The organism is Streptosporangium sandarakinum (assembly GCF_013409935.1).
Taxonomy (GTDB): domain Bacteria; phylum Actinomycetota; class Actinomycetes; order Streptosporangiales; family Streptosporangiaceae; genus Streptosporangium; species Streptosporangium nondiastaticum.
Map to the genome: position 1 here is coordinate 525,697 of NZ_JACCCO010000001.1, position 18,527 is coordinate 544,223.

Below are 18,527 nucleotides of genomic sequence, written 5' to 3' on the forward strand. Positions count from 1 at the left end.
GACAACTCCCTCTTGCTGCGGTAAGAATTGATTAGGCAAGCCTTAGTTAGGTAAGCCTAAGCTACCTGACGTCGTTCGCCGATCTCAAGGAGGGCCGGGTCATGCAGCACCCCGTCACCGCTCCGCCGATCCCTGAGCGGATCCGCACCCTGGCCGCCGCGGCGGCCCCGACCCACGTCTCCTTCGCCGGCGCGGCCCGGCCCGCCGCCCCCGTCCGGGGAGGCGTGGACGGCACGGGCCGCCCGGTGCTGCTGGTCCGGCCCGGCGACCCCCTGTACGGCGCGCGCGACGAACCCGCGGTCACCGTGGACCTGGTGGCGAGCCGCCGCCTGGGCGGGCACGAGGCGGCTCGGGGCCTGCTCAAGGTGCAGGGCTGGGCGCAGGCCGTACCCGCCGCCGAGGCGAGGGAGGCCGCGGTGGCGATCGCCGGGCACTGCCCGGATGAGGCGCTGTTCGACGTCCTGGAGGATCTCGCCGCCCCGGCCGGCGGGGGACGCCCGGAGGGCACGGGCGCGCCGCGGCTGCTCCGCGTGGACGTCGGGCAGGTGGTGTACCTGGCCGGCGGCGAGTCAGGGGTGATCGACGCCGAGGACTATCTGCGCGCCGTGCCCGACCCGCTGTCCGACCCGGCCGAGCGCATGCTCGCCCACGTCAACGACGCCCACCGTGAACAACTCACGGACGCCCTGTGTTCCCTGCTCGGCGCCCCGGTGCGCGAGGTGTGGCTGTGGGAGCTCGACCGGTACGGGGCGACCGTCCGCCATGGCGCCGACCGGCCGGCGCTGGTCCGCCTCCCCTGGTCCGCCCCCGTCGCCTGCGCCCGCTCCCTGGAGCACGCCGTGCACGGCCTCCTCTGCCACCGCTGACCGCCCCGCGCGACCCCGGGAAAACGGTGTCATTCTCACCGTCACCCGGGAATCGGGCGGAGGACATCATTCCAAAAACGGACCGTCAATTACCGGCCGTCACCTCGTTGGTGCTCCGGATCACCTGGTCGACGAATCCGTACTCCTTCGCCTCGGCGGCGGTGAACCAGCGGTCGCGGTCGGAGTCGGCCTCGATCCGCTCCAGGGGCTGGCCGGTGTGGTAGGCGATCCGCTCGCGCAGCATCTGCTTGGTGTAGAGCATCTGCTCGGCCTGGATGGCGATGTCGCTGGCGGTGCCGCCCACGCCGCCGGACGGCTGGTGCATCATGACGCGGGCGTGCGGCAGCGCGTACCGCTTGCCGGACGCGCCGGCGCACAGCAGGAACTGCCCCATCGACGCCGCCAGGCCCATGCCGACGGTGGCGACGTCGTTGGGGACGTACTGCATGACGTCGTAGATCGCCATCCCCGCCGAGACGGAACCGCCCGGCGAGTTGATGTAGAGCCAGATGTCACGCTCGCCGTCGTTGGCGGCCAGCAGCAGCAGCTCGCCGCAGATCCGGTTGGCCACCTCGTCGTTCACCTCGGTTCCGAGCACGACGATCCGCTGGCGCAGCAGCCGCTGGTACAGCGGGTCCTCGAACACGGGCTGTGGGTTGGTCAACTCTTTTCACCTGCCTCGCATATCGGAAGTTCACCGACGTACGTCTGATGAATCGCTGCCGACGATAACGCCGCCCGGAACGGAGTTCCGGGCCCGTTCGCTGTGGGCGCTTTCCGCTCACAGCGCAGCGTCACCGGAGAAACGCGACGGCGCCGGACGCGACACGGGGAAAGGCGGGTCCCCGGCGGGAGGGCGGCACCTTCCTGTGTGATGATGGCCGCATCATGCCCGCCACCGAGCCCGTTCCCGCGACCGCGCTCTTCCGTCTCGCCCGCTCCGCGGCCTTCGCCGCCGTGGCGCTGGGGCTGAGCGTGGGGGCGCACGCGTTCGCCGGGGGCACGGTCACGGTCCGGGGCGCGGCGGCCGGGCTGGCGCTGGCGTTCGCGGCCGCCCTTCCGGCGACCGGCCGCGAGCGCGGCCTGGGGATGATCCTGCCGCTCCTGACCGGCGTGCAGGCCACGCTCCACCTGATGTTCGCGGCGACGGCCCCGGTCGCCGCCGTGGACTCGATGGCGGGCATGGCCGGGCACTCGGGGCTGGTCCCGGGCCTGGCGATGCTGGTCACGCACGGCTGGGCCATCGGGCTGACCGCGTTGTGGCTGGCCCACGGGGAGGCACTGCTCTGGGCGGTGCTCCGGCGGCTCGGCGCCCGGTTCACGCCGGTCCTCGCCGGTGAGCCGTCCCCGGTTCCGGGGAAGCCCTCGGGCACGCCCCGCCGCGACGGCCCCGCCGCCCCGCGCCGCTCCCCGCTGCGGCACGTGGTCAGCAGGCGCGGCCCTCCGGTGCCCGCGACGTTCCTTCTCTGACATCTCCGGCGGCGCCTTCCAGCGGACCGCCCCACCGGCCGTCCGCCGACGTTCGCGACGACCCCGGCACGGCCCGCTCCGTGTGACCCCCGTACGGCCGGCGCACGACCCGGCCCACCGGCCCGTCCGCGTACGGCACCGGCGTCCCGCCGTGATCGTTTCATTCCATCTCTCCGGCATCGAGGCGCCCCGGGCACCTCCCGGCTCCTCCCGCGGCGTGCAGAGCACCGCTCCGCCGCGGCGCCGTACCGTCTTCGAAAGGCATTTCCATGAACATCCGTCGTGTCGTCCCGGCCGGGCTCCTGGCCCTCCTCACCGCCGCCGCGGTGGGGGCCTGCGGCGCGCAGCAGGACGCGCCGGCCCCGGACCGGGCGGCCGCACCGGCCGCCACCCCGGCCGCCGCGCCGTCCGGCTCGGGCACCCCCGGCGCGTCCTCCCCCCTGACGGTCACCGACCCCTGGGTGAAGACCGCGAAGAAGGGCATGACCGCCGCCTTCGGCACCCTGGTCAACCACACCGCCGCCGACGTGACCGTCGTCTCCGCCTCCTCCCCGCTGTCGTCGATGATCGAGCTGCACGAGGTGGCCGACGTCGGCGGCAAGGCGGTCATGCGGCCCAAGGAGGGCGGGTTCACCATCCCCGCGCACGGCACGCACCCGCTCCAGCCCGGCGGCGACCACATCATGCTGATGGGCGTCACCAAGGAGGTGAAGCCCGGCGCGCGGATCCCCTTCACCCTGACCCTCAAGGACGGCCGGACCGTGGAGTTCACCGCGATCGGCAAGGACTTCGCCGGCGGCAACGAGAACTACGACTCCGGCACGGGCAAGGGGCACAGCTGATGGACCAGCCCCGGCTGACCCGGCGCGGGCTGCTCGCGGGGGGCGCCGCCACCGCGGCCGGCGCCCTCGCGGCGTGCGCCTCCGCGCAGACCGGCGCCAAGGCGGCCTACGCCGGGCCGCCGGCGTCCGGCGGGTCCGCGCCCCCCACCGGCTGGGCGGCCGAGCCCTTCCACGGGCCGCACCAGGCCGGCATCGCCACGACGCCGCAGTCCCACGCCGTCTTCGTCGGCCTGGACCTGCTGCCGGACGCCGACCGCGACGCCGTCGTACGGCTGATGCAGCTGCTCACCGACGACGCGCGCCGCCTGACCGAGGGCCGGGCGGCCCTGGCCGACACCGAACCGGAGCTGGCCACGCTCCCCGCCCGGCTGACCGTCACCTTCGGCTTCGGGCCCGACCTGTTCCGGGCCGCGGAGGTGGCGGACCGCTGCCCGAAGTCGGTGGCGCCCCTGCCGAGGTTCGGAATCGACAGGCTGGACAAGCGGTGGACGGGCACGGACCTGCTGCTGCAGATCTGCGCCGACGACGCCGTCACCCTCGCCCACGCCCTGCGCATGCTGGTCAAGGACGCCCGGTCCTTCGCCCGGGTGCGCTGGATCCAGCGGGGGTTCCGGCGCGGCCCGCAGACCCAGGCGCCGGGCACGACCCAGCGCAACCTCATGGGCCAGCTCGACGGCACCGTCAACCCCCGCCCCGGCACGCCCGACTTCGACCGGGCCGTGTGGGTGGACGACGGCCCGAAGTGGCTGCGCGGCGGCACCACGCTGGTGCTGCGGCGCATCCGGATGGACCTGGAGACGTGGGACGCCGCCGACCGGACCGCCAAGGAGTTCTCGGTGGGCCGCCGGCTGGACACCGGCGCCCCGCTGACCGGCCGGAACGAGCGTGACGCGCCGGACTTCGGCATGGTCACGGCGGCGGGGTTCCCGGTCATCGCCGAGCAGGCCCACATCCGGCGGGCGCACGTCGCCGACCCGGGTATGCGGATCTTCCGCCGGGTCTACAACTACGACGAGGGCGTCACCTACGAGGGGCGGCCCGACACGGGGCTGCTGTTCGCCTCCTACCAGGCCGACATCGCCCGGCAGTTCCTCCCCGTCCAGCGGAGGCTGGCCGAGGCGGACCTGCTGAACGAGTGGACGACGCCGATCGGCTCGGCGGTGTACGCCGTCCCACCGGGCTGCGGGCCCGACGGCTGGATCGGCGAGACCCTCCTGTCCTGACGGCCCGGCCGGGCGGCGCCGTCGACGCCGTCCTGATCTCGCGGCCGTCGATGCCGCCCGCCGTTCCGGTTCCGGCGAACCCCGCCGGAACCGGAACGGCCGCCCGGGGATCGCCGTCAGGTGACCTTGCGGAGGTATCCCGCCGAGGCCCAGCCCAGCTTGCCGTTCGAGGCGCGGACGGCCACCCACCCCTTGACGGGTGAGCATCCCCCGGCGAACCGGCCGTCGGCCGGGGTCAGCCTGCCGACCCGGCGGGCGTCCGCCGCCGGCTGGGAGCGGACGTTGAGGTAGCCGCCCGGCTGGAGCTTGACGACGCGATAGTCGCACGTGAGGCCGGGCGGGGTCTTGTCATCGGAGGGACCCTTACCCTCGTCGACCTTCCTGAGGTATCTCGCCGAGGCCCAGCCCAGCCTGCCGTTGGACGCCTTGACCTCCACCCAGCCGTCGACGGCCGAGCACGAACCCGCGAACGCCCCGTCGGCCGCCGTCAGCCTGCCGATCGGCCTGCCCTTCAGCGACGCCCGCGACCGGACGTTGAGGTAGCCGCCCGCCCGCACGCCCGTGACCCGGTAGGTGCACGCGAGGACGGTGTGGCCGCTTCCGTCGGTGGAGTGGCCGTGCCCGCCGTAGGGGTCGGGGGTGGACGCGGGGCGCGGGGTGGCCGAGGAGTGTCCGGGGGTCGCCGCGACCGACGGCCCGGAGGTCGTGACGGGGGTGGCGGAGGTCATGGGGCTGGGACTCGGGCTGGGAGTGGGGGTCGCCGAGGAGGCGAGGGCGGCGGCCGGCGGGGCGAGGATCGTGGACAGGCCCACGGTGGCGCCTACGGTGAACGAGGCCGCGACCCGTTTTCCGAGCATGACATCTCCCTTCGATTCGCATCGCATCCGCGGCTGCCGGACCGCCTGAGGTCATGAAACGGCATGCCACCTGCGATGCTAACGCAAAGTAGATATCCAATTACCCTATGTGCAAACCCGCAACCGGTTTCCCGGAAACCGTCCGCCACCCTCCCGACCGGCGACCGCCCGCCGTCCACGGTCCGGCGCCGGCCCCCTTCATCCGCCCGGCGACGGAGGCCGAAGGCCGCCGGTCAGTAGGCCTGGAGCTCGACGAGGTTGCCCTCGGGGTCGCACACGTGGGCCGTACGCAGACCGGGCCCCCAGCCGGGGCGGTCCGCCGGAGGGGCGACCAGCCGCGCGCCGTACCGCACATAGAGATCGGCGGCGGCTCCGACGTCCTCCACCCGGCTGACGAGCATGACCCGGCCCCCGCCGTACGGCGGGACCCCGGAGCCCCGGCCGTCGGACAGGAGCCCTGCGCCGGCAGGGGACGTGTCGTCCGGAGAGGACCCGCCGGCGTCCACGACCCCGGCCATCATGGCCCGGTCGAAGAGGGCGAGCACTCCCTCGCCCTCGACGTCCCAGCCGGCGTACGGCCCGGCCGCCGACCCCCTCGCCAACGTGGCGCCGCACAGCGCCGGGAGGACGGCGTCGTAGAGCCGGAAGCACTCGGCGAAGCGGCCGACGAGCAGCCGGGGGTGGAAGACGTCCATCACGCGTCCAATCCGTGGGTTAACACCAATGATTGGTGACAACCTACAATATTTCCATGACGGACATCCCGCCCACCCTGACCGCGCTCACCGCCTACCTGCTGTCGAAGGTCGGCAAGACCGCCAGGGGCCGGGTCGCGGCCCGCCTCGGCGAGCGCGACCTGAGGTTCTGGCACATGTCGATGCTGGCGGCCCTGGCCGACTTCGGCCCTCACTCGCAGCGGGAGCTGGGCGCCCGGCTCGGCATCGACCCCAGCGACGTCGTCAAGGCGCTCGACGAGCTCACCGCCGCCGGATGGGCCGAGCGGACCAGGGACCCCGCCGACCGCCGGAAGGTGCGGGTCGTCGTCACGCCCGAGGGCCGGGCCGCGCTGGCCGGGATGGTACGGGACACCGAGGCCCTCCAGGACGAGCTGCTGGCCCCGCTGAACCCGCGGGAACGCGCCCGGCTGCACGACCTGCTGCTGAAGGTCTTCGACCGGCCTTGAAAGGCGGGGACCGGCCGCGGTTCCCGCCGGCCCGTCGATCTACCGGTCCGCCGCGGCGGCGAGCCGGGCGCGGAGCGTGCGCAGCGCGTCGTCCGCCAGCTCGGGCGTACGCTGCTCCAGGCCGAACAGCACGTCCAGCGCCGGGTCCGCCAGGGCCCAGAAGTCCAGCTTGCGGGCCAGCCGTACGGTGAACGGCAGGCCGCGGTGCGCCTGCACCCGCCGTACGAAGTCGGGGCCCGCCTCCGCCCAGAGGTAGGACAGGTCGTAGTCGGGGTCGCCGACCTCGGCGTCGCCGAAGTCGATGAGCCCGGTGATCTCGTCACCGGTGACGAGCAGGTGGTCCAGGCTCACGTCGCCGTGCGTGAACGTGGGCCGGTAGGCGAAGTTGGCGTCGTCGCCGAGGTAGCCCTCCCAGACGGCCAGCAGCGTCCGCCCCTCCCCCGGCGTCAGCCTCGGCAGCACCTCCGCCCGGACGGCGGCCAGATCGCCGGCGAAGTCCTCCCGCAGGTCCCAGGACGGCGCCCCCAGCTTCCCGGCCGCCTCCGCGGGGAAGGCGTGCAGGGCGTCGAGGATCCCGGCCACCTGCCGGGCCGTCTCCGGCAGGCCGGGCAGCCCCCGGGCGTGCCAGTGCTCCGGGGCCAGCACCTCGCCCGGGACGAGCGGGTAGCCACAGAACGAGCCCGGTCCGATGGGGTTGGGCGCGGTGAACAGGAACCGTGGGATCGCCACGCCGAGGTCCCAGTGGAGGGCGAGCTCGGGCAGCAGCCGGGCCTCCTTGGCGACGCTCTCGGCCCCGTCGGAGTTCTTCGGCAGCCGCACCACGATCGCGCCGTCCAGCAGCAGCGTCACGTTGTCCAGCCCGGCCCCCAGCGGCCGCAGCGGAGCGTTCCGCCGCTCCGGCAGCACGTCGGCGAGCGCCTCCCGGACCTTCGGCTCCCAGTCGTCCGGCAACGAGACATCCCTGATCACGGACATACCGTACTAGCCGGGGCCGGCGAGCGCTCCCCGTCCGCCCCAGGCCCCGGACCCCGGGCCCCGGGCTCCGGGAGGCCGGGACGCCGGGACACCTGGAGACCGGGACACCTGGAGACCGGGACGCCTGGAGACCGGGACGCCGGAGAACACCGGCCGTCGAGGACGCCGGAGCCCGTCCGAGGCGTCCCGGGGGACGAAGCGCTGACCGGATCGTTCCGCAGGCTGACCGGTTCACGCCTTCAGCTCCCGCCCCTCACCCCGCCACCCTTGAGGGGTGAACAGCGCACTCGTCGTCATCGACGTCCAGGAGTCCTTCCGGCAGCTGCCGGACTGGGAGTTCGTATCGCAGCCCGACATCGTCGGCCAGGTCAACCGTCTGGTCACCGCGGCCCGCGCCGAGGACCAGCTGGTGGTCTGGGTGCTCGGCTCCCGGCCGGGGGCCGGCACCGTGTTCGATCCGGCGCGGGGGCACGTCCGCCTGATGGAGGGGCTCGAACCTCACGCGGGCGAGCCGCTCATCACCAAGACCGCGCACAACGCCTTCACCACCACGAACCTGCACCAGATCCTCACCGGTCACGGCATCCGGCGGCTGACCGTGTGCGGCATCCGCACCGAGCAGTGCTGCGAGACCACCACCCGGATCGCCTCCGACCTCGGTTTCGACGTCGACTTCGTCACCGACGCCACCGCGACCACCCCCATCCCGCACCGGGACGCGCCGCAGGATCTGCCGTTCGCGCAACTGGTGGACGACCCGCGGACGCTGGGCGTCGCCGATGTCATCGCGCGCACCGAGTACGCGCTCGCGGGCCGGTTCGCCGCCATCCGCACCGTCGACGAACTGACCGGGGCGTAGGCTCGGCGACTGTGTCCCGGGTCGTCTTCCTGCTCATCCCACGAGTGCACCTGCTCGACGTGGCCGGGCCGGCCCAGGTCTTCTCCACCGCGGCCGACCTCGGCTACGAGCACGTCCTGTCGTACGTGTCCGAGGAGACGCCCGTCGCCACCGTACAGGGACTGCCCCTGCACGCCGAGCTTGCGTGGCCCCACCTGGAACCGGACGACCTCGTCATCGTGCCGGGCTGGCGCGGCCCGGCACGCATGGCCCGGGCCGACACCCTCTATCGGCTACGCGAGCACCACGCGGCCGGCGGCACCGTGGCGGGCGTCTGCGCGGGCGCCGACGCGCTCGGCCGGGCCGGCCTGCTCGACGGCCGCCGCTGCACCACCCACCACGCGTCCCAGGACGAGCTCGCCCGCCTCTACCCGAGGGCCAGGGTCGTACGCGACGTGCTCTACGTCGAGGACGAGCGGGTGGTGACCTCGGCGGGCGTGGCCAGCGGCATCGACGTGGCGCTCCACCTGCTGAGCACCAGGCACGGGCCGTACGCCGCCGGCCGGGTGGCCCGCGCCATGGTGGTTTACGCCCGCCGCCAGGGAGCATCGCCGCAGATCAGCGCGATGCTCCGGCACCGCGGTCACGACGACGAGACCGTGCACCGCATCCAGAACCTGATCGACACGCGTTTCACCGAGCGGCTCCCGCTCTCGATGCTGGCCGACGCGGCGGGATGCAGCGAACGGACCGTCACCCGGCTCTTCCGGCACGCGACCGGCCTCACCCCGTTGGCCTACCAGACCGCGCTCCGCCTGGAACGGGCCGAACACCTCCTGGGGCAGGGCGCGACGACCGAGACGGCCGCCCGCGAGGCCGGCTTCGGCGACGCACGGATGCTGCGCCGCCTGCGCGCCCGGATGTAGGCCCGGCGGAGGTTTCCGCCGGGTCAGACCGCGTTCGCCCTGGAAGACCTCTCCACCGCGGCGATGACGCGGGGCAGGACGTCGGGCCAGGGGCGGGCGGGGACCACGGGGACGCCCGCCTCGGCGGCCAGGGCGGCGAGGCGGGCGCCGTAGCGGGCGCTGGCGCGGGCGCGGGCGCGCTGGTCGCCGTGGCCGGGCTCGCGGCTCAGGTAGTTCGCCGCGATCTGCGCCTCGTCGGGCTCGTGCAGGACCACCGCCGCCACCCGCCCGTCCGCCGGGATCCCGGCGAAGGACTCCTGTACGGCGAGGCCGGGCAGAAGGTAGTCGCCCTCGACGACCACCGGGGTGCCGGTCTCCAGGTGGTTGGCCACCACCGCCTCGACGGCCGGGACGAGCGCCTCGGCGATGGCGACCTGCAGGTCGGCGATGTCGTCGGCGGGCAGGCGGCCGTCCTCGGGGTGGGTGCGCCAGTGGTGCAGGAGCGGTTGCTGCTCGGGGGTGGTCATGGCGAGGAGCGCCTCGACGAGGTCGTCGACCTCCACGATCGGGACGCCGTGGAGCCGCGCCAGGGGGTAGCTGACCCGGGTCTTGCCGGTTCCGGAGGCGCCGCAGATCAGCAGCACGTCCCAGTGGCGCCGCGCGTCCGGTGGGAATCCGTCGCCTACGGGTCCGTACGGCGGGCGGATGGCCTCGGTCGAGGCCGTCGGTGCGCTGTCGTGCATGTTTACCCCTCTGATCTGCGGACACTAAGTATCCCTGTGTAGAGAGAACTTCATGCAAGGGGAGGAACCACCCATGGGTGCTGACGACAAGATCTCCAACAAGGCCGAAGAGCTCGGGGGCAAGGTCAAGGAGGGCGTCGGCCGCGCCACCGACGACGAGCGGCTTGAGGCCGAGGGCCGGGCCGACCAGGGGGAGAGCAAGTTCAAGCAGGCTGGGGAGAAGCTGAAGGACAGCGCCAAGGACGTGAAGGACGCCTTCAAGCGCTGATCTCCCGACCCGGCGGGCCGGAGCCCCCTGCTTCAGGGAGCTCGGAGGTCCCCGCCGGAGGAGCCCATGAGAAAGGGGGCCCGGATTCCGGGCCCCCTTTCTCATGGGCTCTCATGATCTCTCGCGGGCTTCATGGGCCGTCATGGGCTTTCGCAGGCATCGCCTCACCGGTCCTTTCACGGGCATCGCTTCACCGGTCGGCGCGGGAGTCCTCTCCCCGCGGCCCGGACCGCTCCCGTGGGCCGCGGTTCCGCCGCGAGACCGCCCCCGTGGGCCACGACTCCGCCACGAGGCCGCTCCCGTGAGCCGCGGTTCCGCTACGAGGCCGCTCCCGTGAGCCGCGGTTCCGCTACGAGGCCGGTCCCATCTCCGGCTCGGGCGCCCGCTTGCCCGATCCCTCTCCCCCGTCCGCTCGTTCTCCCGTAGCGGGAGCGGGGCCGCCGACGAGGTCCCCCAGGTCGTCCGGGGGCAGGTCCGCCGGGAGCGGGCGGTCGGGGAACGTCGCGTCCGCGCCCGATCTCTCGGCCACCACCCGGCTCTCGCCGTCGATGCCGCGCGGCGCCGGCGGCGGGTCGTCCGGTGCGCCGCCGTGGCGTTTCCCGGCGGGATCGCGGCTCTCCTCCACGGGGCCGCCGTCCTCTGCTGCTTCCTCGGGTGCTGCGTGATCATTCATACGAACACCACTCCCCGGCAAAGCACTAAATATGTCCGTTTTAGGCATGTCAGCGAGCGATCGGGTAGGGAACCGGCTGAAGGAGGGAGAGACGATGACCGTGACGCGATTTCATGATCTGCCGCTCGCCGACCGGGACAGGGACTGGGACGCGGACGCGGCCGAGAAGCGGGTCCGTGAGTGGGCGGGCGCCGAGGAGAAGCCGAACGCGAAGTACCGGGAGGCGCACGTCTGGTACGACGGCGAGGAGCCGGAGAACTTCGAGAGCTACAAGCTGCCGGTCGCCGACGTGATCGGCGGCGACCTGAAGGTCGTGCCGCGCGCCGTGATGGCGGCCGGGGCGGTCATGCAGGGGGCGCGGGGCGGGGTGAAGATCCCCCGGGACGAGGTGGACCGGGTCAAGTCCCACCTGGCCAGGTACTACGCGAAGATGGGCGACACGCCGCCCTGGGAGCGCTGACCGGTGCCGCGGTTCGACTTCGCCTTCGAGTCGACGTGGCTGACGCCGCTGAGGCTGATGGGCGTCACCCCCGAGCGGGCGTTCGTCGTCGTCTACGCCGGCGATCTGTGGGTGCGCTTCGGCCCCTGGCGGCTGCGCACACCCCTCTCCAACATCTCGGGCACCCTCGTCACCGGCCCGTACACGCCGTGGAAGGTCATCGGGCCGCACCTGTCGCTGGCCGATCGGGGTGTGACCTTCGGGACGAGCACTCAAAAGGGCGTGTGCGTCCTGTTCCACCGGCCGGTGCCCGCGCTCGTGCCGGGGCGTCTGCTGGCCCACCCCGGTGCGACCCTCACCGTGTCCGATCCCGAAGGACTGGTGGAGGCACTTCGACGACCAGAGAGCACATGACCAGCGGACACCCGGGTAGCAGGGTGGGACTGATCAAGAGGAGGGGAGAAATGACCGAGGAGAACCAGGAGGGACGGGACCCCCGGGGGCGGCCGACGGTTCCGACGACACCGCGGGACGTGGTCTACATCCGGCTGGCGTCGTTCGCGCTCATACCGATCGTGTTCCTCGGTATGTTCGGGCTCGCGACCGGCACCACGGGGATGATCATCGCCGCCGTGATCCTCGCGGTGATAGCGATCGCGTTCATCGTGGTCGGTGTCCGCCGCCAGTCACGGAGGCCCGGCTCGACCACGGAGGAGGCGGGCTGAGGCGGCGTACGCCTGGCGGCGGCTTCGGGAGGCGGATGGCCTTCCCGGGGCCGCCGACGCCTTTCCGCGGGGGGAACGGGTCTAAAGGGCGGCGTCGACCGCCTCGGGCGACAGGATGTGGTCGAGGACCATGTGGGCGCAGCCGACGATCCCCGCGCCCGGGCCGAGGCGGCTGCGCTCGATCCGCAGGTTGCGGGTGGACAGGGCGGTGGAGCGGCGGTGGACGACCTCCCGCACGCCCGACACCAGGGGCTGGAACGCCTCGGCGACGTCGCCGCCCAGGACGACCACGGCGGGGTTGAGCAGGTTGACCGCGGTGGCGACGACCTCGCCGAGCATCCGGGCGGCGTTGCGGACGACGGCCATGGTCTCGGCGTCCCCGGCGCGGACCAGTCCGACCACGTCCGTCAGTGACGCCACCTGGTAGCCGCGGTCGCGCAGGTCGCGCAGGATGGCGGTGCCGCTGGCCACCGAGTCGACGCAGTCGACGTTGCCGCACCGGCACAGCACTCCCCCGCCGTCGCGGACCGGGATGTGCCCGATCTCCCCGGCCGCGCCCAGCGCCCCGCGCAGGATCTCCCCGCCCGCGATGACGCCGGCGCCGATCCGGGTGGAGACCTTGATGAACAGCAGGTCGTCGGCGTCCCCGGCGTAGGCCGCGCGGTGCTCGCCGATCGCGATGACGTTCACGTCGTTGTCGAGGAAGACCGGCACGGGGAAGCGCTCGGCGATGATCGGCGGGATGGCGACGCCGGTCCAGTTCGCCATGATCCGGGCGCTCTCGGTACGGCCGGCCGCGAACTCGACCGTCGCGGGGACGCCCAGGCCGACGCCGCGCACCTGGGACAGGGGCCGGTCGCCGAGCAGCTCGGCCCAGGTGTCCATGACCAGGGGCAGGACGGTGTCCGGGCCCTCCTCCACGTCCACGGCGAGGCTCACGCCGTCCAGCCGCTTCCCGGCGAGGTCGCAGACGGCGATCTGCGCGCGGCTGGCGCCCAGGGAGGCGACGAGGACGACGCCGCCCGCGGCGTTGAAGACGAGCCGGGTGGGCGGGCGGCCGCCGGTGGAGGGCCCCTCGCTGTCCTCCACGACGAGCCCGTGGTCCAGCAGCTCGGTGACGCGCAGTGAGACCGCCGGTCGCGACAGGCCGGTGACCCGGCCGATGTCGGCGCGCGTGACGGCTTCACCAGCGCGGATGAGGCGAAGCACCTCACCGCTGGTGGCGAGGGCGGCAGCGGGACGACGAGGCATCGGTCAAGTGAACCACACGGAGTTATGAAACGGAAACTCCAAGCTTTCTCATCTCAAATTACAAAACTCCGCTTGTGTGAAGCGCAAGATGTGGCTACTGTCCGATCCATCCCCCTAATCCGGTAGATCACTACGGAGCAGTCCTCATGTCCGAGACCCCGCGGCCCGCCGACCTGATCGTCTTCGGCGGCACAGGCGACCTCTCCATGCGGAAGCTCCTGCCCGCGCTGTATCACTGCGACCGCGACGACCGTCTGGCCCCCGAGACCCGCATCATCGCGATGTCCCGGGGCGGGCTCGACGACGCCGACTTCCGCGGCAAGGTGGACGCGGAGGTGCGCGGCTCCGTCCCGGCGGACGACCACGGCACCTGGCAGCGCTTCCTGGGCCGCCTGCATCACGTCTCCATCGACGTCGGCGGCCAGGACACCGAGGGCTGGTCGCGCACCGCCCACCTGCTCGCCGGGCACGAGGAGCGCGACCGGATCTTCTACCTCGCCAGCCCGCCCATGACGTTCGGCCCGTTCTGCCGCGAGCTGCACCGGGCCGGCCTGGTCACCCCCGTCTCGCGGGTGGTGCTGGAGAAGCCGCTGGGCCGCGACCTGGCCAGCGCCCAGCGGATCAACGACGAGGTCGGCGCGATCTTCGACGAGCGGCAGATCTACCGGATCGACCACTACCTGGGCAAGGAGACGGTCCAGAACCTCCTGGTGCTGCGGTTCGCCAACGCGTTCCTGGAGCCGATCTGGAACTCCCTGTGGATCGACCACGTCCAGATCACCGCCGCCGAGACCGTGGGCACCCCGGGCCGCCGCGGCTACTACGACCACGCGGGCGCGCTGCGCGACATGGTGCAGAACCACCTGCTGCAGCTGCTGTGCCTGGTGGCGATGGAGCCCCCGTCGCGCAACGACCGGGAGTCGATCCGCGACGAGAAGGTCAAGGTCCTGCAGTCGCTGCGGCCCATCGTCGGCGGCGAGGTCGAACGGTTCACCGTCCGCGGCCAGTACACGGCGGGCGAGTGCGACGGCGTCCGGGTGCCCGGCTACCTCGACGAGCCCGACAGCACCGCGCCCACCGAGGCATCCCGCCGGGTGGAGACCTTCGCCGCGATCCGCGCCGAGGTGAAGAACTGGCGCTGGGCGGGCGTGCCGTTCTACCTGCGCACCGGCAAGCGCATGCCGTACCGGTCCACGGAGATCGTGGTGCAGTTCAAGGACGTGCCCCACTCGATCTTCCCGGGCAGCGCGCCCAACCGGCTGGTGCTGCGGCTGCAGCCGAGTGAGGGCATCCGGCTGCACCTGATGGCCAAGGAGCCGGGCGCGGGCGAGGTGGCGCTCAAGCCGGTCCCGCTCAGCCTCAGCTTCGCCGAGACCTTCACCTCCCGGGTGCCCGAGGCCTACGAGCGGCTGCTCATGGACGTCCTCGCCGGCAACCCGACGCTGTTCATGCGGCGTGACGAGGTGGAGGCCGCCTGGCGGTGGATAGACCCGATCCTGCACGAGTGGGAGGCGCAGGGCACCGCGCCCGAGCCGTACCCGGCGGGCAGCCCCGGTCCGGCCGGGGCGCACGAGCTGGTGCTGCGCAGCGGTCGCTACTGGTACGAGGACGACCTCGCGTGACCGGCCGCCGCACCCGCCGCGAGGCGCCCCAGGTGAGGAGCCTTCCGTGACCGGCCGCACCGACCACCGCACCGACCACCGACCCGACGACGACGAAGGAGGCCGGGTGAACCCCGTCATCCAGGAGATCACCGACCGCCTGATCGAGCGCAGCCGCGCCAGCCGTACCGCCTACCTGGCGCGGATCGACGCCGAGGCCGAGGAGGCCCGCCGGCGCGGACCGGCCCGCTCCACACTGGGCTGCGCCAACCTGGCCCACGGCTTCGCCGCCGCCCCGGGAGCCGACAAGCTCGACCTGCGGGCCTCGGTCAAGCCGGGCGTGGCGATCGTGTCGAGCTACAACGACATGCTGTCGGCGCACCAGCCGTACGAGACCTACCCGGCGATCCTCAAGGCGGCCGTCCGTACGGCGGGCGGCGTGGCGCAGTTCGCCGGCGGCGTGCCCGCCATGTGCGACGGCATCACCCAGGGCCGCCCGGGCATGGAGCTGTCGCTCTACAGCCGCGAGGTCATCGCGATGGCCACGGCGATCGCGCTCTCCCACGACATGTTCGACGCCTCCCTCATGCTGGGCGTCTGCGACAAGATCGTGCCGGGCCTGCTGATCGGCGCCCTGCACTTCGGCCACCTGCCGGCCGTGTTCGTCCCGGCGGGGCCGATGGGCTCCGGCCTGCCCAACAAGGTCAAGGCGCGCACCCGGCAGCTGTTCGCCGAGGGCAAGGTCGGCAAGGACGAGCTGCTGGACGCCGAGGCGCGGTCGTACCACTCCCCCGGCACCTGCACCTTCTACGGCACCGCCAACTCCAACCAGGTCATGATCGAGGTCATGGGCCTGCACCTGCCGGGCTCGACCTTCGTCAACCCCCGCACCGAGCTGCGCCAGGCGCTGACCGAGGCGGCCGGGCGGCGGGCGGTGGCGCTGACCGCGCACGGCGCCGAGTACACCCCCGTGGGCCGGGTCGTCGACGAGAAGGCGATCGTCAACGCCTGCGTGGCGCTGCTGGCCACCGGCGGCTCGACCAACCACACCATGCACCTCGTCGCGATCGCCGCGGCGGCCGGCATCGAGCTGCTCTGGGACGATCTGGCCGCCCTGTCTAAGGCGGTGCCGCTGCTGACCCGCATGTACCCCAACGGGCAGGCCGACGTGAACCACTTCCAGGCCGCCGGCGGCATGCAGGTGCTCATCGGCGAGCTGCTGGACGCCGGGCTGCTGCACCGCGACGTGCTGACGGTCGCCGGGCACGGGCTGGACCACTACCGCTCGGCCCCGGCGCTCAAGGACGGCGAGCTGGTCTGGGAGGAGCGCACCGAGGGCAGCACCGACCCCGACGTGCTGCGGCCGGTCGGCGAGGCGTTCTCCCCCGACGGCGGCATCCACATGCTCGACGGCAACCTGGGCCGCGCGGTCAGCAAGGTCTCGGCGGTCAGGCCCGAGCACCTGGTCGTCGAGGCCCCGGCGAAGGTCTTCGACGACCAGCTCGACCTGCTGCGCGCCTTCGAGGCGGGCGAGCTGGACGGGCAGGACTTCGTCGCGGTCATCCGCTACCAGGGTCCCAGCGCGAACGGCATGCCGGAGCTGCACAAGCTCACCCCGCCGCTGGCGGTGCTGCTGGACCGCGGGCAGCGGGTGGCGATCGTCACCGACGGCCGCATGTCCGGCGCGTCGGGCAAGGTCCCGGCCGCCATCCACCTGTCGCCCGAGGCCGCCCACGGCGGGCCGATCGCGCTGGTCCGCGACGGCGACCCGATCCGCCTGGACTCCGCCGCGGGCACCCTGGAGCTGCTGGTGCCCGCCGAGGAGCTGGCCGCCCGCACGCCGCAGGGCGCCCCGCTCAGCGACGCCCAGTGGGTCGGCACCGGCCGCGAGCTGTTCGCCGCGTTCCGCCGTACGGCCGGCCCCGCCGAGCGCGGCGCCGGGATCTTCGCGCTGAACGGCCGCGCCGAGAGCCTCGCCGACGGCGCCGACGTGGCCGGGAGCACGGCCGCCGCGGGGGACGCCCGGTGAACCTCCCCTGGCTCGTCGCCGACGTCGGCGGCACCAACGCCCGGTTCGGCCTGGTCACCGAGCCGGGGCGGGGGCCCGGCTCGGTGGCCGTGCTCGCCGTCGCCGACCACGCCGGGCTCCCCGAGGCCGTGGCCGCCTACCTCGCCGAGCACGCGGACGGGGCCCGGCCTGAGGCGGCGTGCGTCGCGATCGCCGGGCCGGTCGAGGGCGACCGCTACCGGCTCACCAACGCCGGGTGGGCGGGGTCGGTCCGCGACCTCGGCATCCCGCACGTCGAGCTGGTCAACGACTTCGAGGCGCTGGCCGCGTCCCTGCCGCATCTGCCGGCCGCGGAGCTGGTCGGCCTGGGCGGTCCCGCGCCCGGACACGGCGTCAAGGTCGTGCTGGGCCCGGGGACGGGCCTCGGCGTGGCGGGCCTGGTGCCCGCGGCCGAGGGCTGGATACCGGTGCCCGGCGAGGGCGGCCACGTCACCGTGCCGGTCCTGGACGAGCGCGACCACGAGATCGTCCGGGCGCTGCGCGCCGAGGGGATGGGCCACGTGGTGGCCGAGCACCTGCTGTCGGGGCCGGGGCTGGCCCGGTTGCACCACGCCCTCGCGCTGGTGCGCGGCGTCGAGGCGCCGCGGCTGGCCGCCTCGGACATCGTGGCCCGGATGGACGACTCGCTGTGCGCGGAGACCGTCGAGGTCTTCTGCGGAATGCTCGGCACCTTCGCCGGGAACGTCGCGCTGACCCTGGGCGCCCGCGGCGGCGTCTACCTGGGCGGCGGGGTGCTGCCGCGTATCGTGGAGCGGGTCCGCGCCAGCGACTTCCGCCGCCGGTTCGAGGCCGCCCCCACCATGAGCGGCTATCTCGCGGGCATCGCCACCTCGCTGATCGTCTCCCCGCAGCCCGCGCTGCTCGGGGCCGCGGCCTGGCTGGGCCAGCGCCTGTCCGCCGCGCCGAAGTCGTCGAAGCCATCGAAGTTGGAGTACGCATGAGCCTGCTGGACATCGCCCCGGTGATCCCGGTCGTCGTGATCGACGACCCGGAGACCGCCGTTCCCCTGGCGCGGGCCCTGGTGGCGGGCGGCCTGCCCGTCATCGAGGTGACCCTCCGTACGGCCTGCGCGCTGGACGCCGTCGCGCGGATCGCCGCCGAGGTGCCCGAGGCGGTCGTCGGGGCGGGCACCGTCCGCACGCCCGCCGACGTGACCGCCTCGGTGGCGGCCGGCGCCAGGTTCCTGGTCAGCCCGGGGAGCACTCCGAGGCTCCTGGACGCCATGGAGGAGGGCGGCATCCCGTTCCTTCCCGGCGCGGCGACCTCCTCCGAGGTCATGGCGCTGGCCGAGCGCGGGCTGACGGAGATGAAGTTCTTCCCGGCCGAGGCCGCCGGCGGCATGCCGTACCTGAAGTCGCTGGGCGGGCCGCTGCCCGAGGTGCGGTTCTGCCCGACGGGCGGGATCAGGCTCCAGACCGCGCCGGAGTATCTGGCGCTGGCGAACGTCGGGTGCGTGGGCGGGACCTGGCTCACCCCGACCGACGCGCTGGCGGCCGGCGACTACGCCCGGATCGAGAAGCTCGCCGCCGAGGCGGCCGCGCTCCGCTAGCCGTACGGCCGCCCGCCCGGCGGAGCCCCGGAACCCGGAGAGCACTGGACC

22 protein-coding genes are annotated in these 18,527 nt (G+C 73.4%); 15 read left to right on the plus strand and 7 right to left on the minus strand.

What is annotated here, in order from left to right:
* Window positions 1-101 precede the first annotated feature (101 nt).
* On the plus strand, window positions 102-866 hold the full coding sequence (locus tag HDA43_RS02370) for a DUF2470 domain-containing protein (protein ID WP_179818085.1): 765 nt from the start codon (window positions 102-104) through the stop codon (window positions 864-866).
* Between the two features lie 85 nt (window positions 867-951).
* Here HDA43_RS02370 and HDA43_RS02375 read toward each other — a convergent pair whose 3' ends face one another.
* Window positions 952-1,530: a ClpP family protease gene (locus HDA43_RS02375; protein ID WP_179818086.1), complete on the minus strand. Its 579-nt coding sequence runs from the start codon at window positions 1,528-1,530 to the stop codon at window positions 952-954.
* Between the two features lie 224 nt (window positions 1,531-1,754).
* On the opposite strand from HDA43_RS02375, the gene HDA43_RS02380 reads away from it, so the two are divergent.
* From HDA43_RS02380 to HDA43_RS02390, 3 genes are all read left to right on the plus strand, one after another.
* Window positions 1,755-2,336: an MFS transporter gene (locus HDA43_RS02380; protein ID WP_179818087.1), complete on the plus strand. Its 582-nt coding sequence runs from the start codon at window positions 1,755-1,757 to the stop codon at window positions 2,334-2,336.
* Between the two features lie 269 nt (window positions 2,337-2,605).
* Complete coding sequence (locus HDA43_RS02385) at window positions 2,606-3,178, plus strand: copper chaperone PCu(A)C (RefSeq protein WP_179818088.1); 573 nt, start codon at window positions 2,606-2,608, stop codon at window positions 3,176-3,178.
* The gene (locus HDA43_RS02390) at window positions 3,178-4,401 is read left to right on the plus strand and encodes a Dyp-type peroxidase (RefSeq protein ID WP_218911570.1); all 1,224 of its coding nucleotides are present in this window, start codon (window positions 3,178-3,180) and stop codon (window positions 4,399-4,401) included. The genes HDA43_RS02385 and HDA43_RS02390 overlap by 1 nt, the downstream gene beginning before the upstream one ends.
* Window positions 4,402-4,517: 116 nt before the next feature.
* Here HDA43_RS02390 and HDA43_RS02395 read toward each other — a convergent pair whose 3' ends face one another.
* Window positions 4,518-5,258 carry an SH3 domain-containing protein gene (locus tag HDA43_RS02395; protein WP_179818089.1) on the minus strand — a complete coding sequence of 247 codons (741 nt, stop codon included), beginning with the start codon at window positions 5,256-5,258 and terminating at the stop codon, window positions 4,518-4,520.
* Between the two features lie 233 nt (window positions 5,259-5,491).
* Window positions 5,492-5,953: a VOC family protein gene (locus HDA43_RS02400; RefSeq protein ID WP_179822645.1), complete on the minus strand. Its 462-nt coding sequence runs from the start codon at window positions 5,951-5,953 to the stop codon at window positions 5,492-5,494.
* Window positions 5,954-6,009: 56 nt separating this feature from the next.
* Here HDA43_RS02400 and HDA43_RS02405 point away from each other — a divergent pair, with 56 nt between their 5' ends.
* Entirely contained in the window at window positions 6,010-6,441 is a 432-nt protein-coding gene (locus HDA43_RS02405) for a MarR family winged helix-turn-helix transcriptional regulator (protein WP_179818090.1), read from the plus strand.
* 39 nt (window positions 6,442-6,480) lie between these two features.
* On the opposite strand, the gene HDA43_RS02410 is transcribed toward HDA43_RS02405, so the two are convergent.
* Window positions 6,481-7,410, minus strand: a complete 930-nt coding sequence (locus HDA43_RS02410; protein ID WP_179818091.1) for a phosphotransferase family protein — start codon at window positions 7,408-7,410, stop codon at window positions 6,481-6,483.
* Between the two features lie 280 nt (window positions 7,411-7,690).
* On the opposite strand from HDA43_RS02410, the gene HDA43_RS02415 reads away from it, so the two are divergent.
* Window positions 7,691-8,275 carry a cysteine hydrolase family protein gene (locus HDA43_RS02415; protein ID WP_179818092.1) on the plus strand — a complete coding sequence of 195 codons (585 nt, stop codon included), beginning with the start codon at window positions 7,691-7,693 and terminating at the stop codon, window positions 8,273-8,275.
* A gap of 11 nt (window positions 8,276-8,286) precedes the next feature.
* Window positions 8,287-9,180: a GlxA family transcriptional regulator gene (locus HDA43_RS02420; protein WP_179818093.1), complete on the plus strand. Its 894-nt coding sequence runs from the start codon at window positions 8,287-8,289 to the stop codon at window positions 9,178-9,180.
* Window positions 9,181-9,203: 23 nt separating this feature from the next.
* On the opposite strand, the gene HDA43_RS02425 is transcribed toward HDA43_RS02420, so the two are convergent.
* Window positions 9,204-9,902 carry an isopentenyl transferase family protein gene (locus HDA43_RS02425; protein ID WP_218911571.1) on the minus strand — a complete coding sequence of 233 codons (699 nt, stop codon included), beginning with the start codon at window positions 9,900-9,902 and terminating at the stop codon, window positions 9,204-9,206.
* A 73-nt stretch (window positions 9,903-9,975) separates the two neighbouring features.
* Here HDA43_RS02425 and HDA43_RS02430 point away from each other — a divergent pair, with 73 nt between their 5' ends.
* Window positions 9,976-10,170: a CsbD family protein gene (locus tag HDA43_RS02430; protein WP_179818094.1), complete on the plus strand. Its 195-nt coding sequence runs from the start codon at window positions 9,976-9,978 to the stop codon at window positions 10,168-10,170.
* A gap of 349 nt (window positions 10,171-10,519) precedes the next feature.
* Here HDA43_RS02430 and HDA43_RS02435 read toward each other — a convergent pair whose 3' ends face one another.
* Window positions 10,520-10,843 carry a hypothetical protein gene (locus HDA43_RS02435; protein WP_179818095.1) on the minus strand — a complete coding sequence of 108 codons (324 nt, stop codon included), beginning with the start codon at window positions 10,841-10,843 and terminating at the stop codon, window positions 10,520-10,522.
* A gap of 94 nt (window positions 10,844-10,937) precedes the next feature.
* Between HDA43_RS02435 and HDA43_RS02440 the strand changes: the two genes are divergently transcribed.
* Genes HDA43_RS02440 through HDA43_RS02450 form a run of 3 tightly spaced genes read left to right on the plus strand, consistent with a single transcriptional unit; the run spans window position 10,938 to window position 12,007 of the window.
* On the plus strand, window positions 10,938-11,303 hold the full coding sequence (locus HDA43_RS02440; RefSeq protein ID WP_179818096.1) for a hypothetical protein: 366 nt from the start codon (window positions 10,938-10,940) through the stop codon (window positions 11,301-11,303).
* Window positions 11,304-11,306: 3 nt separating this feature from the next.
* Window positions 11,307-11,696, plus strand: coding sequence for a hypothetical protein (locus HDA43_RS02445; RefSeq protein ID WP_179818097.1), 390 nt, complete (start codon window positions 11,307-11,309; stop codon window positions 11,694-11,696).
* On the plus strand, window positions 11,693-12,007 hold the full coding sequence (locus HDA43_RS02450) for a hypothetical protein (protein WP_179818098.1): 315 nt from the start codon (window positions 11,693-11,695) through the stop codon (window positions 12,005-12,007). The genes HDA43_RS02445 and HDA43_RS02450 overlap by 4 nt, the downstream gene beginning before the upstream one ends.
* Before the next feature lie 81 nt (window positions 12,008-12,088).
* Here HDA43_RS02450 and HDA43_RS02455 read toward each other — a convergent pair whose 3' ends face one another.
* The gene (locus tag HDA43_RS02455; protein WP_179818099.1) at window positions 12,089-13,258 is read right to left on the minus strand and encodes an ROK family transcriptional regulator; all 1,170 of its coding nucleotides are present in this window, start codon (window positions 13,256-13,258) and stop codon (window positions 12,089-12,091) included.
* 146 nt (window positions 13,259-13,404) lie between these two features.
* On the opposite strand from HDA43_RS02455, the gene zwf reads away from it, so the two are divergent.
* The 4 genes from zwf (at window position 13,405) to eda (ending at window position 18,476) form a co-directional block, all read left to right on the plus strand.
* Window positions 13,405-14,880: a glucose-6-phosphate dehydrogenase gene (zwf, locus tag HDA43_RS02460; protein ID WP_179818100.1), complete on the plus strand. Its 1,476-nt coding sequence runs from the start codon at window positions 13,405-13,407 to the stop codon at window positions 14,878-14,880.
* 106 nt (window positions 14,881-14,986) lie between these two features.
* Entirely contained in the window at window positions 14,987-16,888 is a 1,902-nt protein-coding gene (gene edd, locus HDA43_RS02465; protein WP_179822650.1) for a phosphogluconate dehydratase, read from the plus strand.
* Complete coding sequence (locus HDA43_RS02470; RefSeq protein WP_179818101.1) at window positions 16,885-17,868, plus strand: glucokinase; 984 nt, start codon at window positions 16,885-16,887, stop codon at window positions 17,866-17,868. The genes edd and HDA43_RS02470 overlap by 4 nt, the downstream gene beginning before the upstream one ends.
* A complete protein-coding gene (eda, locus tag HDA43_RS02475; protein WP_179818102.1) occupies window positions 17,865-18,476 on the plus strand; it encodes a bifunctional 4-hydroxy-2-oxoglutarate aldolase/2-dehydro-3-deoxy-phosphogluconate aldolase in 612 nt (203 codons plus the stop codon). Before HDA43_RS02470 ends, eda begins: the two co-directional genes overlap by 4 nt.
* Window positions 18,477-18,527: the final 51 nt, after the last annotated feature.

What these genes read in the sequence shown, in the direction of transcription:
- HDA43_RS02430 (WP_179818094.1), top strand. Translation starts at nt 9,976, where the DNA reads ATGGGTGCTGACGACAAGATCTCCAACAAGGCCGAAGAGCTCGGGGGC.
- eda (WP_179818102.1), top strand. Translation starts at nt 17,865, where the DNA reads ATGAGCCTGCTGGACATCGCCCCGGTGATCCCGGTCGTCGTGATCGAC.
- HDA43_RS02400 (WP_179822645.1), bottom strand. Translation starts at nt 5,953, where the DNA reads ATGGACGTCTTCCACCCCCGGCTGCTCGTCGGCCGCTTCGCCGAGTGC.
- HDA43_RS02390 (WP_218911570.1), top strand. Translation starts at nt 3,178, where the DNA reads ATGGACCAGCCCCGGCTGACCCGGCGCGGGCTGCTCGCGGGGGGCGCC.
- HDA43_RS02450 (WP_179818098.1), top strand. Translation starts at nt 11,693, where the DNA reads ATGACCAGCGGACACCCGGGTAGCAGGGTGGGACTGATCAAGAGGAGG.
- HDA43_RS02385 (WP_179818088.1), top strand. Translation starts at nt 2,606, where the DNA reads ATGAACATCCGTCGTGTCGTCCCGGCCGGGCTCCTGGCCCTCCTCACC.
- HDA43_RS02455 (WP_179818099.1), bottom strand. Translation starts at nt 13,258, where the DNA reads ATGCCTCGTCGTCCCGCTGCCGCCCTCGCCACCAGCGGTGAGGTGCTT.
- HDA43_RS02370 (WP_179818085.1), top strand. Translation starts at nt 102, where the DNA reads ATGCAGCACCCCGTCACCGCTCCGCCGATCCCTGAGCGGATCCGCACC.
- HDA43_RS02425 (WP_218911571.1), bottom strand. Translation starts at nt 9,902, where the DNA reads ATGCACGACAGCGCACCGACGGCCTCGACCGAGGCCATCCGCCCGCCG.
- zwf (WP_179818100.1), top strand. Translation starts at nt 13,405, where the DNA reads ATGTCCGAGACCCCGCGGCCCGCCGACCTGATCGTCTTCGGCGGCACA.
- HDA43_RS02440 (WP_179818096.1), top strand. Translation starts at nt 10,938, where the DNA reads ATGACCGTGACGCGATTTCATGATCTGCCGCTCGCCGACCGGGACAGG.
- HDA43_RS02380 (WP_179818087.1), top strand. Translation starts at nt 1,755, where the DNA reads ATGCCCGCCACCGAGCCCGTTCCCGCGACCGCGCTCTTCCGTCTCGCC.
- HDA43_RS02435 (WP_179818095.1), bottom strand. Translation starts at nt 10,843, where the DNA reads ATGAATGATCACGCAGCACCCGAGGAAGCAGCAGAGGACGGCGGCCCC.
- HDA43_RS02405 (WP_179818090.1), top strand. Translation starts at nt 6,010, where the DNA reads ATGACGGACATCCCGCCCACCCTGACCGCGCTCACCGCCTACCTGCTG.
- HDA43_RS02395 (WP_179818089.1), bottom strand. Translation starts at nt 5,258, where the DNA reads ATGCTCGGAAAACGGGTCGCGGCCTCGTTCACCGTAGGCGCCACCGTG.